This is a genomic window from Colwellia sp. Arc7-D, assembly GCF_003061515.1.
Lineage (GTDB): Bacteria > Pseudomonadota > Gammaproteobacteria > Enterobacterales > Alteromonadaceae > Cognaticolwellia.
In genome coordinates, this window is the sequence record NZ_CP028924.1 from 1970258 (window position 1) to 1986318 (window position 16061).

General features: G+C 37.9%; 12 protein-coding genes. All 12 read left to right on the top strand.

The window, feature by feature from the left end; translation table 11 throughout:
- Window positions 1-71: 71 nt before the first annotated feature.
- The 12 genes from DBO93_RS08680 (at window position 72) to DBO93_RS08735 (ending at window position 15994) form a co-directional block, all read left to right on the top strand.
- Window positions 72-620 carry a DUF411 domain-containing protein gene (locus tag DBO93_RS08680; protein ID WP_108455985.1) on the top strand — a complete coding sequence of 183 codons (549 nt, stop codon included), beginning with the start codon at window positions 72-74 and terminating at the stop codon, window positions 618-620.
- Window positions 620-2083, top strand: coding sequence for a TolC family protein (locus tag DBO93_RS08685; RefSeq protein WP_108455986.1), 1464 nt, complete (start codon window positions 620-622; stop codon window positions 2081-2083). The genes DBO93_RS08680 and DBO93_RS08685 overlap by 1 nt, the downstream gene beginning before the upstream one ends.
- Entirely contained in the window at window positions 2076-3896 is a 1821-nt protein-coding gene (locus DBO93_RS08690) for an efflux RND transporter periplasmic adaptor subunit (RefSeq protein WP_108455987.1), read from the top strand. The genes DBO93_RS08685 and DBO93_RS08690 overlap by 8 nt, the downstream gene beginning before the upstream one ends.
- 18 nt (window positions 3897-3914) lie before the next feature.
- Window positions 3915-7052: an efflux RND transporter permease subunit gene (locus tag DBO93_RS08695; protein WP_108455988.1), complete on the top strand. Its 3138-nt coding sequence runs from the start codon at window positions 3915-3917 to the stop codon at window positions 7050-7052.
- 308 nt (window positions 7053-7360) lie between these two features.
- A complete protein-coding gene (locus DBO93_RS08700) occupies window positions 7361-7894 on the top strand; it encodes a cytochrome c (RefSeq protein WP_108455989.1) in 534 nt (177 codons plus the stop codon).
- A gap of 34 nt (window positions 7895-7928) precedes the next feature.
- Window positions 7929-8474, top strand: a complete 546-nt coding sequence (locus DBO93_RS08705; protein ID WP_108455990.1) for a nuclear transport factor 2 family protein — start codon at window positions 7929-7931, stop codon at window positions 8472-8474.
- A 145-nt stretch (window positions 8475-8619) separates the two neighbouring features.
- Window positions 8620-9438, top strand: a complete 819-nt coding sequence (locus DBO93_RS08710; protein ID WP_108455991.1) for a formyltransferase family protein — start codon at window positions 8620-8622, stop codon at window positions 9436-9438.
- A 152-nt stretch (window positions 9439-9590) separates the two neighbouring features.
- Window positions 9591-10025 (top strand): MerR family DNA-binding protein, encoded by a 435-nt coding sequence (locus DBO93_RS08715; protein ID WP_108455992.1) that lies wholly within the window; start codon window positions 9591-9593, stop codon window positions 10023-10025.
- On the top strand, window positions 10018-12267 hold the full coding sequence (locus DBO93_RS08720) for a heavy metal translocating P-type ATPase (RefSeq protein WP_108455993.1): 2250 nt from the start codon (window positions 10018-10020) through the stop codon (window positions 12265-12267). The genes DBO93_RS08715 and DBO93_RS08720 overlap by 8 nt, the downstream gene beginning before the upstream one ends.
- Before the next feature lie 15 nt (window positions 12268-12282).
- Window positions 12283-12648, top strand: coding sequence for a cupredoxin domain-containing protein (locus DBO93_RS08725; RefSeq protein ID WP_108455994.1), 366 nt, complete (start codon window positions 12283-12285; stop codon window positions 12646-12648).
- Between the two features lie 364 nt (window positions 12649-13012).
- On the top strand, window positions 13013-14974 hold the full coding sequence (locus DBO93_RS08730; protein ID WP_108455995.1) for a cytochrome c/FTR1 family iron permease: 1962 nt from the start codon (window positions 13013-13015) through the stop codon (window positions 14972-14974).
- A 639-nt stretch (window positions 14975-15613) separates the two neighbouring features.
- Window positions 15614-15994 (top strand): hypothetical protein, encoded by a 381-nt coding sequence (locus DBO93_RS08735; protein WP_108455996.1) that lies wholly within the window; start codon window positions 15614-15616, stop codon window positions 15992-15994.
- Window positions 15995-16061: the final 67 nt, after the last annotated feature.

Sequence of the window (16061 nt, forward strand, 5' to 3'; positions counted from 1 at the left end):
AATTTCGTTTCTACGTACTTTTAAAATAACCTGATCAACAAAAAATTATTAATGTGCCTATTGGGTGAGTTATGTTTAAAAGTAAGTTTAAGATTAAGTTAAGAAGTTTCGTCTACTGTTTCGTTGTTATTGTTTTAGCCAGTTGTTCTAAAGAGAACCAAGCGCCAACAAATACCACATCAAACGTTGTTGAGCCACCAAATAAAGTTAAACCACACACGATTGCATTAGACGTATATAAAAGTCCTTCTTGTGGTTGTTGTAAAGCTTGGATAAACCATGTTGATAATCATGGCTTTGAGTCTAAGGTTCATAGCTTTGATGACTTTCCGGGTATTAAAGAAGAAAAATCTATAGCACCAAGATACCGTTCTTGTCATACCGCCATTTCAACTGATGGTTATGTTTTTGAAGGGCATGTGCCTGCAAAGTATATTCAACAATTTATCAAACAAACCCACAGCCAAGATGTTATTGGTTTATCTGTGCCTGCAATGCCAGTAGGAAGCCCGGGCATGGAAGTTGACGATAGGTTTCAGCCATATCGAGTTTTATTATTGAAAGTCGATGGTAGTTATGAAATTTACGCTAATGTTCAATCTTATGAGGACCAGTTTTAATGAAGATGCAAAACAATAAGTACAAATTTAGCGTTAAATGTAGTGTAGGTTTTATAGCGTTAACTGTTCTTTATGTAAATGTAGTACAAGCCAGCAATGTAAAAGCTGGCTACGCATTATCATTTGAAAATGCCATTAAAAAGGCACAAAAAAATGATCCTTGGCTGACGGGAAATATTCACAAGCAACGCGCGCTTGAATCAATGAGCCAAGCAGTCAATACATTATCTGATCCGGTTGTATCAATAAGTTTAGCCAATCTACCTGTTAACGGTTTTGACTTTTCTCAAGAAGGGATGACACAAGCGAAATTGGGTATTGCTCAAATGTTTCCTCGCGGCGATACCTTAGCGATCCAAAGCCAGCAATTAAAAACGCAAAGTGAAGCCTTTCCTTTTCAACGAAAAGATCGCGAATCACAAGTAGCGGTTACTGTGGGTAGCTTATGGTTAGACGTTTATCGCGTTCAGCAAAGTATTTCATTAATTGAAAAGAACAGATCGCTATTCGAACAATTGGCCGAAGTTGCACAAGTGAGTTATTCATCTGCATTGGGTAAAACGCGTCAACAAGATATTGTTCGCGCACAACTTGAACTCACCCGTTTAGACGATAGATTAAATTTATTAGCGCAACAAAGAAATCGTTATGAAGGCATGCTTTCACAGTGGTTAAGCGAGTTTTCTAGCGAAAGTACGGCAAGTGACTCAGGCCTATTAGCGTCTGATTTTTCATTACATAACATAGTAATCAGTCCAAAATTACCAGCAATAGATTTAATTAATACTGATTTGGTTTTTAAAGAAAACTGGTTAAAACCTATGGCATTGGTGCCATATTTTACAAATCACCCGGCGGTTATCGCTGTAGAGAAAAATATTAATGCGACTAAAGCAGGTATTAAATTAGCCGAGCAAAAATATAAAGCTCAATGGGGGGTAAACGCGAGTTATGGTTATCGAGCGGATGATCCGATGGGCAGTAGTCGAGCTGATTTGTTTTCGGTTGGTGTTACTTTCGATTTACCACTTTTTACTGAAAATAAACAAGATAAAGAGCGTGAATCTGCCATATATGCTTCAGAAGCAATTAAAACTGAAAAGATTTTATTACTACGCCAACTAATGGCGGCTTATGCCAGTGCAAAAGGTAGACTTTTACGTTTAAAAGATCGTCAAAATTTGTATGAAAATAAGTTATTACCGCAAATTAACGACCAAGCCCAAGCTTCTTTATCAGCTTATACCAATGACGATGGCGACTTTTCTGAAGTTGTTCGTTCACGTATAGCGGTGCTTAACACTGAAATAGATGATCTAACACTCAATGTTGAAGAACAGAAAATACGTTTAGAACTTAACTATCTATTTATCGGTAATCTCAATACAGCAATTACGCACAACAACACTATTACAAACAATAGCAGCCGAACTTCTGTTGTTTCGGAGTTAATTAATGAGTAACAAAATGGCAAAAAACAACGTCAAGCCAATTATTATCGGTATGTTTATCGGTGGTTTAATCACCTGGGGCGCTTTCTCTTACCTGTTTGAAGACAGCAATGGGCAAACTTCAACGGATCAGTCAGATATAGAAAAACCCCTTTATTGGGTTGCTCCAATGGATGCCAATTACAGAAGAGATAAAGCGGGTAAGTCGCCTATGGGTATGGATTTAGTGCCAGTATACGACGATGGCGGTAAAGGCCCAGACGAGGGCGTTGGTACTATTCGTATTTCTCCTGATGTTATAAATAACCTAGGCGTAAGAACAACAACTGCGAATATTAAGTCACTACATACAGAAATAAATACCGTAGGTTATGTAGCGTACGATCAAGAAAAGCTTGTTCAGATTCACCCTAGGGTAGAAGGTTGGATAGAAAAACTGTATGTCAAAGCAGTTGGTGAAACAGTGACTAAGCAACAAGCGCTTTATGATATTTACTCTCCTGAGCTTGTAAATGCACAAGAAGAATTAGTCTTAGCGCTAAAGCGCAGTAATCGTCAGTTAATAGAAGCGGCCAAAAACCGTTTGCTTGCTTTACAAATCCCTAAGTCGACCATATCAGAGCTGATAAAAACTAAACAGGTAAAGCAAACCATTACATTTTACTCTCCTCAAAACGGCGTTGTTGAAGCGTTAAATATTCGAGAAGGTTTTTATGTTAAACCGGGTTTAACCATTATGTCTATTGGCGATTTATCTGAAGTTTGGGTAGAAGCAGAAGTTTTTGAGCGTCAAGTAAACCAAGTGAAAGAGGGTGCAGCGGTCACCATGACGTTAGATTATTTACCAGGTCAATCATGGCAGGGGCAAGTCGATTTAATCTACCCAACCCTCGACGTTAAAACTAGAACGGTAAAACTTAGATTACGCTTTAGTAATGAAAATTTAGCTTTTAAACCTAATATGTTTGCTCAAATTACCATCCATAATCGTAATCAAGAACAAGCACTGCTTATTCCACAAGAAGCGTTAATCAGAACAGGCAAACAAGATCGCGTTGTTTTAGCGTTAGGCGAAGGAAGCTTTAAGTCGATTGAGGTTACTGTCGGCCGTTTTGACAATGAAAGTGTTGAAATACTTTCTGGCCTTAACGAGGGCGATAAAGTGGTAAGTTCAGCACAATTTTTATTGGATTCAGAATCAAGTAAATCTTCTGATTTTAAACGTATGCATAGTGATGCATCTGATAACGAACTACCACCGGTATCCGTTTGGGTTCAAGCCGATATTCAAAGTCTAATGCCAGGGCACAAAATGTTAACTCTATCGCATGAAGCTATAGCCGAGTGGGGTTGGCCTGAAATGGTGATGGATTTTATTGCCATTGACTCTATTGATTTTTCATTACTTGAAGTTGGTTTGAGTTTGCATGTTGAAGTGAGTAAAACAGCTGAAGGCGATTACATCATCACTAATATTCATATTCCTGATGACAGCAGTTCGATGGAAATGAATATGTCTTCGGTTGACGAAGTAAGCTCTGCGACGGTCACGGGCACCATTAATTCACTTATGATTGACCATGGCATGATAAATATCAGCCGCTCTGCTATAGAAAAGTGGAATAGACCGGCAGCTACGGTTGATTTTATTACTGATAAAGCGGTGAGTTTAGCTAATTTTAGTCAAGGCATGGAGGTGGAGTTTACCTTTGAAATACGTGATGGAAATTTCATTATCACTGATATTACTCCCTTGTCTGAAAATGAAAAATCAAATGGTGAAGCTGCGCTTGAAGCATCGCCTGTTGATCATTCAAACCACTAATTTAGGAGTAAATAAAATATGATTACTTCTATTATTCGATGGTCAATAGGCAATCGATTTTTTGTCTTATTAGCCACAATACTGCTAGTGGGTGTCGGCTTATATTCGGTGAGCAAAACCCCGATTGATGCACTGCCTGATTTATCTGATGTGCAGGTTATTATTAAAACCAGTTATCCGGGGCAAGCGCCACAAGTAGTGGAAGACCAAGTTACTTACCCGATGACGACTGCTATGTTGTCAGTGCCTGGGGCAGTGACTGTTCGCGGTTATTCGTTTTTTGGCGACTCTTATGTTTACGTTATATTCGATGAGGACACTGATCTATATTGGGCGCGTTCAAGAGTACTTGAGTATTTAAGCCAAGTAGCTCCCAATTTACCTAGTGAGGCCCGACCACAGCTAGGACCGGATGCAACAGGCGTAGGCTGGGTTTATTTATATGCGCTCACTGATCCAACAGGGCAACATGATTTAAGCCAACTTCGCAGCATTCAAGACTGGTTTTTAAAGTTTGAATTACAAACCGTTCCAGGTGTTTCTGAGGTTACTGCACTAGGCGGTATGGTTAAACAATATCAAGTAAAAGTTGATCCAGAAAAGTTACGTGCTTATGGCATTCCGCTTTCGCTGATCCAAACCGCAATAAAACAGGGTAACCAAGAAATTGGCGCCTCAGTGGTTGAAATGGCTGAAGCCGAATATATGGTTAGGGCTACAGGTTATATTAAAGGCGTTGACGATCTCGAAAATATTCCACTTGGTGTGAATAAAAATGGCACACCTTTACTACTAAAAAATGTAGCAGATATTGGTACAGGTCCACAAATGCGCAGAGGTATAGCTGAGCTTAATGGCGAAGGCGAAACAGTTGGTGGTATTGTTGTCATGCGCTTTGGCGAGAATGCACAACAAGTTATTAATGGCGTTAAAGCAAAGCTTGAAAAGCTTAAAAAAGGCTTACCAGCTGGTGTTGAAATTGTGCCGGTTTATGATCGTTCTGCACTTATCGAACGAGCAGTTGATAACTTAGCATTTAAGTTACTAGAAGAATTTGGCGTAGTCGCCTTAGTGTGTATTATCTTCTTATTTCATGTGCGCTCATCTCTTGTCGCTATTATAAGTTTACCGGTTGGTATTTTAACGGCATTTATCATCATGCATATGCAAGGTCTAAATGCCAATATAATGTCCTTAGGAGGTATTGCCATTGCGATTGGTGCGATGATAGATGGTGCTATTGTTATGATAGAAAACATGCATAAGCACATGGAAAAGACCCCATTAACAAAAGAAAATCGTTGGCAAGTAGTGGCTGATTCGGCCAGTGAAGTTGGCCCAGCTTTATTCTTCAGTTTACTTATTATTACCGTAAGTTTTGTACCGGTATTTACCCTAGAAGCGCAAGAAGGGCGAATGTTTTCCCCATTAGCTTTTACCAAAACTTATGCAATGGCGGCCTCAGCGGCATTGGCTATTACACTTGTACCAGTATTAATGGGTTACTTTATTCGTGGCAAGGTGCTCCCTGAACATAAAAATCCAGTAAATAGGTTTTTAACCTTTATTTATATGCCTGCGCTTAAAACCGTTTTGCATTTTCCTAAAGTGACATTATTAGCGGCATTAATTGTATTGGGTATTGGTATCTATCCAATTGATAAAATAGGTAGCGAGTTTATACCTCCGCTTGATGAAGGCGATTTAATGTATATGCCTACAACTTATCCCGGAATTTCAATAGGTCAAGCTCGCCAACTTCTGCAACAAACTGACAAATTGATTAAAACAGTGCCCGAAGTTAAAACGGTATTTGGTAAAGTTGGTCGCGCAGAAACGGCAACAGATCCTGCGCCACTCACCATGATAGAAACCTTTATTCAGTTTAAGCCTAAAGACCAATGGCGAGAAGGTGTAACACCAGAAAGTTTGAAAAATGAACTTGACGCTTTAGTCAAACTTCCAGGGGTAACTAATGCTTGGGTTATGCCGATAAAAACTCGTATTGATATGCTTGCAACGGGTATTAAAACACCGGTAGGTATTAAAGTTGCGGGACCTGATTTATCGGTTATTCAAGAAATAGGTCAGCAGCTAGAAGTTATTTTAAAAGACGTACCGGGTACAACATCGGTTTACTCCGAGCGAGTAGCGGGTGGCCGATATATCAAAGTCGATATTCAACGAGCAAAAGCAGCTCGCTTTGGCTTAAATATTGCTGAAATTCAGCAAGTTGTAGCAACAGCTATTGGTGGTATGAATGTTACTCAAACGGTTGAGCGTTTAGAGCGTTACCCGGTTAATGTGCGTTACCCACAAGATTATCGTAATTCGCCCGAACAGTTATCATTGTTGCCGATTGTTACGCCAAACGGACAACGTATTGCTTTAGGTGATGTTGCTGATATTTATATAGAAGATGGTCCTCCGGGGATAAAATCTGAAAATGCTCGATTAAATGGTTGGGCCTATGTTGATATTGAAGGTGTAGATGTCGGTACTTATGTTGAAGCGGCGCAAAAAGTAGTGGCAGATCAATTAGTACTACCTGCAGGTTATTCCGTGACTTGGGCAGGACAATACGAATACATGCAGCGAGCCAAGGCTAAATTAGCTTACGTTGTGCCATTAACTTTATTCATTATTGTGATTTTACTTTATCTAAACTTTAGAAATGTAATTGAAGTAGCCATGATCATGGGCACGTTACCATTGGCTATGGTGGGTAGTATTTGGTTGATGTACCTAGAAGGTTTTAACTTCTCAGTGGCAGTGGGGGTTGGTTTTATTGCACTTGCAGGGGTAGCGGTTGAAATTGGCGTTATTATGTTGGTGTATTTAAACCAAGCTTATCAAGCCATGTTAGACGAACATCGCTTAAAAGAAATTACCACGACAAAAGAAGATTTATTTCAAGCTGTTTTACATGGTGCTGGCATGCGTGTTCGTCCAGTTATGATGACAGCTGCCGCTATTATTGTTGGCTTGTTACCTATTTTGTATGGTACAGGCACGGGATCTGAAGTGATGAGTAGAATAGCTGCACCTATGGTGGGAGGCATGATGAGTGCGGTGATATTAACCTTACTTGTTTTACCTGCATTGTTTTATTTATGGCGTTCATCATCGATAAAGCATGTAGCAACAGAAGAATGAAGCTATCAATATGATAAAGATTTATAAAATCTTAATTATAACGAGAGCAACAAGCATGACGAAAAGAATCATTAAAGCTTTAAGTAAAGTGACACTGGTATGAATTCCAGTAATGACTCTATCCATATCAGTTAAAGCACATAATACAAGTTTACATGTAAAGAAAACCGAAAAAGCAGACTGTAGCAAAATGGAAGATGTTAAAGATAAGGATATAAAGAAAATAGAACACGATAATCATTAAAGAAGCACAAAGTGACTTAGTGTGAGTTTAGGCGCTAAGTCACTATAAAATTGAAGGAAGTAAGATGAAAGTGTTTAAGTTAATGCTGATATTAATTGTTTTAGGTATTGGGTTTACAACCACTGTGATCTATTCAGGTATTGTTAATGTGGCAGCTGATGAGCCTCATGGCGAATTAGTGTATTGGCTTTTAGATGAAACAAGACAGACGTCGATAAATAAAGCCGCACAGCATATTGCGGTTCCTGATTTAACCAATCCTGACTTATTACTTTTAGGTGCTGTTGATTACGAATTTATGTGCGCTAGTTGTCATTTAAAGTCAGGACAATATGAAAGTGATATGAGTTTAGGGTTATATCCAGCACCACCTAACTTAACAGTAGCCACTAATGTAAAAGTAAAAAGTAAACCGAGTGATGAGATTGCTATTGATCGAAAAAATTTTTGGGTCATTAAACACGGTATTAAAGCATCTGGCATGCCTGCTTGGGGTAAAACTCATGACGATCAGCGCATTTGGGCTATGGTGGCATTTATAAAGCAACTACCTACTTTAACACCTGAACAATATCAGATACTTACTGCAATTGAATAAACACAAGAATTGAAATGATAGAGGTAAATAACAAATGAAGATAAATAAAATATTCTTAATTACCAGTCTGGTGTGTAGCACAATATTGAGTGTTAATTTGCACGCACACAATAACGGTAAACATGAAGATACAGTTACTGCCATTAATTCAATAAAAAACAACTCTTCAGGTTATGAGTTGTTGGAGGACAAGGTAATAGTTAACACTTCACGACTAAAGGATGATGCCGGTGAAACTATTGCTAAGTTTCATCATGCGCTTAAGTCAGCAGATACGTTTACTGCTAGGGCTTTATTAGCTGATGACGTAATTATTTTTGAAGGCGGCGGCGTTGAAAAATCAGCTGATGAATATGCTCAACATCACATGCTGGCAGATATGAAGTTTTTAGCGGATATAAACACTGAAGTCGTTGATCAAACAATAGACGTTATTGGCGACTTTGCTTACGCCATGTCAAAACGCAAGTCTTCTGGTCAATATAAAGGCAAAAACATTAATAGCGTAGGGCTGGAAACTATGATGTTACATAAACAAGCAGGACAATGGAAAATCATACATATTCACTGGTCAAACTAAGCTTGCTTAGTGAACTAAAGCGTAGGAACGAGCTCGAAAATGTATAAATTGATGACGGTAATTGTTTAATAGCAATGGCTTTAATAAAAGTAATATCTTCATTATTCAATAATTTTACTTTATACCAATACGTTGAAATCTGCTTATGAAAATTGTTTATTTTGGGAATAATTTATTCTCCTCTTGTTTAAAGTATTTACTGTCTGAAGGCCATGACATATTACGAGTGTATAAAAATAGTTCTGCACGTAATTCATCTATTATAGATAACGTATGTGCGAATAATTGTATTCCTTTGCATAGTCATAAACCTAGCGAGAGTGAATTAAAGCAATTAATTACCCTTGGCGCTGAGATGTTTATTATTGCTGAATACTCTTATTTATTACCTATAACAAATGTTAAATATGCAATTAATATTCATCCTACATTATTACCAGCAGGCAGAGGCCCAACACCTTTACCTTATTTAATAAAACACCCTGAATTTTCGGGTATTTCACTTCAAAAAGTAACTAAAGATTTTGACTGTGGTGACATTATATTACAAAGCCAACTTGCACTATCTGCGAATGAAACGCTAACCACCTTGATGATAAAAGTGCATTTAGAGTCAGCCAAATTATTACAATGCTTTTTTGGAAATGCTGAAAAATACTATAGCGATGCACGTCCTCAAATTAATGCTTCTTATTGGCCTAGAACTGAGGTTTCTGAGCGAATTTTGGATTTTAAAATGCCGATAAGTGACATTGATGAAAAGGTAAAGTGCTTCGGGCATATGGGGTTATTAATTAAACTTGATCAAACGCTATGGACGGCCACGCATATAGAAACAATCGCGTTTGAAGCTGTTTTACAACCTGGACATGTTGCATTTGAAGACCAAGGTTTACTTGCTGTATATGCTAAAGACGGCATTGTTTGTATACATAAATCTTCGCTTTCTCAAGTTCCAGATTAATGAATGTTGACTACAAGTAGGCCTGAAGCCGAATAGCTTGGATTCAATATTTATTGACATTATTTGCTTGACCTGTGTGTAAGACACAGGTGTAAAGTCTGTTTAGTTTTAAGAAAACATTATATTTTCTTTACCGATAGAGGATTTATGTCATGAGAGTAACAGCATTAGCGAATGCGATGAATACCACATCGGATACTGTGCGCTACTACACTAAAATTGGGTTTATTACGCCTAGTAAAAGTCCAACTAATGGTTATAAAAATTATGGAAAAAGTGCCCAGAACAGGCTCAAGTTTATTTTAAGTGCGCGGCAATTAAATTTCTCTGTTACAGAGATAAAAAGTATTTTAATTGAATCAGATAAAGGCCATTCAGCTTGTCCATTAGTGCGAGAAATTATTGAACACCACCTAGCTGAAACCGAGAAACAGTTTCAAGCGGCATTTCAATTACGAGAAAAGTTGAGAAACGCTATTAACGATTGGCAGCGTAAACCTGACAAAGCACCAACCGGACATATGATATGCCACCTTATTGAGGGGGAAGGACAATATGAAGACAGCAAAGGAGATGACAATGAATAAATCTATTGAACCTAGCCAAGATTTAATTATTGAAGGGGCGGGGTGTGCAAGCTGCGTAGGTAAAATAGAGCAGGCATTAACTAATACCGCTGGAGTCGAAAGTGCAGAAATGAATTTTGCTTTACGAACGGTGACAGTTACTGGTGCTGTTGAGCCCAAAGTATTAATAAAAGCGATTGAAGCTATTGGCTATAACGCTAAAAGCGTAAGTGACAGTAGCGATGATGAACTACTTGATGAAAAAGAAGCGGCTGACCAAAAGTACTACAGCAGTTTAATGAAGAAAATGTGGATTGCTTTAGGCTTAGGTGTTCCGCTTATGGTGTATGGCTTATTTGGTGGGCCGATGACCGTTGAAACAACAACCGAGCGCGGCGTTTGGTTATTTATTGGCATATTATGCGCTGCCATTATGTATTTTGCCGGTAAACATTTCTACATTGGTGCATGGAAATCATTAGTAAACCACACAGCAAATATGGATACCTTAATTGCCTTAGGCACAGGTACTGCGTGGATATATTCGATGATTGTGGTTTTCTTTCCTTTGGCTTTACCTGAGATGGCACGCCATGTTTATTTTGAAGCAACAGCTATGATTATCGGTTTAATCAACCTAGGTTTAGCGCTTGAAGTAAAAGCAAGAGGGAAAACAAGCGAAGCGATAAAACGTTTAATCGGCTTACAGGCTAAAACTGCTCGAGTTTTGCGTGACAATAAAGATATTGATATCGCTATCGAGCAAGTATTAATTAATGACATTGTGAGAGTTAGGCCAGGTGAAAAAGTCCCTGTAGATGGTGTGGTAACACAAGGCCGCACATCGATTGATGAGTCGATGTTAACGGGCGAACCTATGCCGGTTGAAAAAAATGAAGGCGATGACATTGTCGCAGGTACGTTAAATAAGTCAGGGTCAATTTTATTTAAAGCAACAAGAGTAGGCAAAGATACGGCAATAGCACAGATCATCAATATGGTGAAAAGAGCACAAAACTCTAAGCCGCCTATTGGTCGGTTAGCCGATGTGATTTCAGCCTACTTTGTGCCGGTTGTGATGATAATTTCAATCGTAAGCGCATTAGTGTGGCTTAACTTTGGTCCTGATCCTGTGATCGCTTTTGCTGTGGTATCGGCAACCACCGTTTTAATCATAGCCTGCCCGTGTGCATTAGGCTTAGCAACACCTATGTCGGTTATGGTTGGTGTTGGCAAAGCTGCTGAAGCTGGTGTATTAATTCGTAACGGTGAAGCATTGCAAACCGCATCAAAAATTACCGCAATGATATTAGATAAAACAGGCACAATTACTGAAGGCGCGCCGAAAGTAACCGATATTATTGTTGCAGACGAAAACTATACCGAACAACAAATTTTAAGTTTTGCTGGCAGTATTGAAAGTGGCTCTGAGCATCCGCTTGCACAAGCTATTGTTGATTCAGCATTAGCGAAAGATATTGTCCTTGAAAATACGACAGACTTTCAGGCTATTGTCGGTCATGGTGTTGAAGCCAAATTAAACGGTCAACAATTACTTTTTGGTAATCAAAAGCTGATGCTAAAAAATGGTATCGCGTTAAATGGTTTTGTTACTAAAGCACAACAGCTTGCTGACAACGCTAAAACACCAATGTATTTAGCTGTCGATCATAAGCTTGTGGCAATAATTGCGGTTTCAGATCCAATTAAAAAAGACTCTATTGCTGCGATTAAAAGGCTTCAGGCAAGTGGTATTCGTGTCGTTATGCTTACCGGCGATAATAGGGCGACAGCAAATGCCGTGGCAAAGCAGGTCGGCATAAAAGAAGTTTTTGCAGAAGTAATGCCGGATGATAAAGCGAACAAGGTTGCTGAGCTACAAGCGCAAGGCGAAATAGTGGGTATGACAGGCGATGGTATTAATGACGCTCCTGCTTTAGCGCTATCTAATGTTGGCTTTGCCATCGGAACAGGAACAGATGTGGCTATTGAAAGTGCTGATATAACCTTGATGCGAGGTTCATTACATGGCCTTGCAGATGCAATAGCGATAAGTAAAGCAACACTGAGCAATATTAAACAAAACCTGTTTGGTGCCTTTATTTATAACGTAGCAGGGGTGCCTTTTGCTGCAGGTATTTTATATCCATTTTTTGGTCTGATGTTAAACCCGGTTGTGGCCGGTGCAGCAATGGCATTTTCATCATTAACCGTGGTGAGCAATGCCAACCGTTTACGTTTATTTAAGCCACAAGAACACTAATTAAAAGGAGATAGCATGTTAATAATCAATTTGATGGGTTTAGGATTAATCATTTTAATTATTTGGTGGTTTTGGCTTTATAAACCTAAATCAACTGAAGTGAGTGTTGAAAATGATAACAGTGAAATAACCGTAGTGGTTGATGCTGGAGTTTATCAGCCTGCTTATATTTCATCGCCTGAGAATAAAGCTTTGCGCATTAACTTTATCCGTAAAGATGCAAGTCCATGTGCAGCCACAGTGATTTTTCCTGATTTAGACATTAGTGCAGATTTACCTTTGAATAAATCCTTGGTAGTAGAGTTACCTGCTATGGATAAAGGTGAATATGCTTTTCATTGCCAAATGAAAATGTATAGCGGAACTGTTGTTGTGAAATAATAGCTATTGGTTTATTTACTCTACTGATTCAATCGTTTACATGTATTAACTTTCAATACAGCAAGGCAACCTTTGATAATGCTATACCTGCTTAAAATTTTATAATCAGGCTTAGCATTATCATATTGATAGTCATTATACTCCCACATTATCAAACGAATATTCAGCAATTCTTATGGCCTAAATAGCCAATTAATGTTGCTAGTTATTGTTTAAATACCTTCCTTTATTATGATTCAAACTCGTCAAAAACCCTAAATTAGATGTTTTACATTTTAACAACATTTAATTAATTACATTCGTGAATATTTAGCTTACAATTGATAATAGTTATCATTACGCAATGTTGTTAAGGTTATTTCAGATGAATAAAAGCTCTACCCACTTTTGTTATCCATATCGTTCTACTAACAAAGTTAAGCAAAAAATACTCAGCATAATAACTGTGATTTTTTTGTCGATAAATCTATTTTCTTTACCGGTATCTGCACAAACTAATGATACAGCTCAACTTCGACAACTAGCTCAGTTGGCAGAATATATTGGTGTTGATTATGCCGATGCTGTTGAAAATGGAGAGGTCGTTAATGCCGGTGAATATCAAGAAATGCTTGAGTTCTCAGCCATGATTATTGACCGAGTTTCTAGTCAAGTTGGTTCTGATCATAAAGCGGCAATATACAGCCAGTCAGTGGCATTAGAACAGGCGATTAAAGACAAGATGTCAGTGAGTGATATACGCCTAATAAGTGCTGGAATTCGAGGTCAATTATTGGCAATTTTACCTGAGTCACCTCTACCAAGTAGATTATTACCTGAAAAAGATACACAAACTTTATTTCAAGAGAACTGTGTTAGTTGTCATGGTGTTATGGGTAAAGGTGATGGTTTATTAGCAAAAGGTTTATCGCCAGAGCCAACAAACTTTACCGATAAAGAACGTGCGGTCAATAGATCCTTATTAGGCTTATTTGATGCAATTTCTAATGGCTTAGACGATACCGCTATGCCAGCTTTTACTCAGCTAAAAGAGCAGCAACGTTGGTCATTAGCATTTTATGTCGGTGGTCTTGCTTTCAATTCCTCTAAACCTTCAACTAAAACAGCACAAGAAATTGATCTGCAAAATTGGATAAACTTTAATCCTACGCAATTAATTAATGCTGATAATAATATCGATGCTGATTATATTGACGCATACAGAGCGTCGCCTTCATTGTTGTTTAATCAACAACAAAACCCAATCGAAATCACTAAAAGTCAATTAATCGCTGCTATTGATGCTTATAAAGGTAATGAATTTACAAAAGCCAATACGCTTGCGGTTAGCGCTTATCTTGATGGCTTTGAGTTAATTGAAAATAGCTTAGACGCGAGAGATGAAGTTTTACGGAAACAAATTGAAGTTAACCTTATTAACTTAAGGCAAGTTATCAACTCACCAGGCGAAGAAAAACAGTTAATGCAATTATCTGCGGAGATATTTACTCAGTTAGATGAAGCCGAGAAATTATTAACTGGGGCTGCTTTATCGAGTGGCGCATTGTTTTCTGCGAGTTTAGTTATTTTGCTACGAGAAGGGCTTGAAGCATTATTAGTTGTTATTGCGCTAATGACCGTACTTATTAGAACCAATAGACGTGATGCCCTTAAATATGTTCATGCTGGTTGGGTTTTAGCGTTAATAGCAGGCGTAGCTACATGGGCAGTAGCGCAGTCGATTATCGACATTAGTGGTGCTAGCCGAGAAATGATGGAAGGTGTTGCGGCATTACTTGCAGCGATTATGCTGTTATATGTAGGTATATGGATGCACAGTAAAACTAATGCCGAACAATGGCAGGCATATATTCAAAAACATATCAGTACGCAATTACGAGCTGGCACGCTATGGGGATTAACGTTACTTGCCTTTATTGCCGTGTATCGTGAAGTGTTTGAAACAGTTTTATTTTATCAATCACTATTAACACAAGCATCGCCAGAGCAATATTCAGTTGCGGTTTCAGGCTTTATTACTGGGGTTGTTATTTTAGCCATAGTTGCTTGGGCGATATTAAAGTATTCAATTAAGTTACCTATTGCGCGTTTCTTCTCTATGACGACTTATTTATTACTCGCTTTAGCGTTTATCTTAATGGGTAAAGCTATTACCGCGTTACAAGAGGCCGCTGTGATCAGTATTTCTGCATTGCCAATGCATGTTGATTTACCTTGGATTGGCGTGGGTTCTACTTGGCAGGGGGCTTTTGCTCAAATAGCGGTAATATTGTTTTTTGCTTTTTATCGCATATCGACCAAGCAAAAATCTATAAAATCGAATTAAGCTATGTAGGTATTAATGCATTTTTTCGCTTGAATGGTTAGCTTATAAGATGAGTTTCAGTAAGCTAACCTAATTTTTATGAGGGGCTAAGCCCCTTTATTTATTACTTTCATCTGTATGTTAGTTTGTTTCTTGTTGGTACAAGCGCTTTATTAGTTACTTTATTAAGAGAACGGTAAATCAGTACTTAAGCCTCATATATACTTTATCGTTTAATTATCTGCCTACAAATCTTTGATACAAGCTCTCACTTTTTCGTATGTGCAGATAACTCTCTATCTATAATTACCTATCTATCACTATTCATCTATCACTATTCATCTATAAATATTCATCTATAAATACGTCGCTCATAAACAGTCAATAATTCTATTTTTTGACACTATTTACTATTTTTTAAAATAGATACATTTGTCAATTTATCGCACTAAAATGGCTGTTATTCCTTATTCCTTATTCCTTATTCCTTATTCCGCATTGAGTATAAGCAACCTGGAATATTAAACATAACCACCTGAATTCCATGTAAATCTCTGGGTTACAATTTAATTAAAATTTAATTTGTGATTTTAAAATCCTTTACTAATATTAAATTTATGTTTGTAGAATAAATATTTCTAATGATTAAATGGAGTAGTCATGAGTCAAACAAGTATTAAAGGTTTCCCCAAGTTAAAATCTAATCCCAGTAAGTTAAAAACATTTCTAAGTATCGCATTAGTTTGCTCTCCCTTTTATACAAATGCCATTGAGTTTTGTACAGTTCCTTCGCAAGCGGGTGAATGGGATATAATTGATGATGGGAATACTAATATAAGTGCTATTTTTCCTGTAGGTGATACGGCAACCACTATGGATGCTGTTAATCAAGTTTCATTTAAAATCATTCATGAATATGCAGGAGATCTTCAAGCTAACCTAACGACACCTGGCGGGAGTAATATTCAGTTATTTACTTTAGGGAGTCCCTCAAATTGTAGCGGGCAGATTATAATGTCAACTTTAGGGATGATGCAGTAGCTGGCCCTATTCTAGTTGATGATCCTGGTGGTGATGACACCGTATGTAATTCAGCTGCAACAACAAG